This is a genomic window from Staphylococcus sp. GDY8P47P (genome assembly GCF_016892225.1).
GTDB lineage: Bacteria > Bacillota > Bacilli > Staphylococcales > Staphylococcaceae > Staphylococcus > Staphylococcus borealis.
Genome location: NZ_JAFENV010000006.1, coordinates 51,444 through 51,919, shown reverse-complemented (window position 1 = coordinate 51,919; position 476 = coordinate 51,444). Strand labels below are relative to the sequence as shown.

The 476-nt window shown below is 30.9% G+C and carries 1 protein-coding gene; it reads right to left on the bottom strand.

Features of this window, described 5'->3' with window-relative positions; genetic code table 11:
* Nucleotides 1-35 precede the first annotated feature (35 nt).
* Complete coding sequence (locus JVV30_RS01800; protein ID WP_053030979.1) at nucleotides 36-335, bottom strand: HesB/YadR/YfhF family protein; 300 nt, start codon at nucleotides 333-335, stop codon at nucleotides 36-38.
* Nucleotides 336-476 lie beyond the last annotated feature (141 nt).

Here is a 476-nt window from a genome sequence, read left to right as displayed (position 1 = left end):
AAGAATTCTGTCCCACTCCAAATGGTCTTTATGATTTAATTTACTTTAGAATAGGCAATTTCGTCATCATGGTCTACTTTTTCAACGAGAACATCACTATCTTCGAAATACCATAAATCATCTTCTGAAACGACCAATACTAAGTCATTATAATTCTCTTCATAACCTATTTCTACATCTTGTCTAGGTTCAACACGAAAGGCAGGACTGAAACCTTGTTTAAGTTGAAATTCACCACCATATCGTACGTAAAACTGTAAAACCTTGTCATTCTCAGGCAAATCTAATTCATCTTTAAACCATTCTACAGCTTGATCTGTTAGTTTAATTTTCATTACATAATCCTCCTACCTTATATATCTATTTCTAAATTTTTATCTTTATTGGAACTCTAAGCATTATAACATAATACCTTTTTGAGATAATCTTTAATGATTTTATGAGCATAATAAAAAGGAGCAGGACAGAATGCTTTT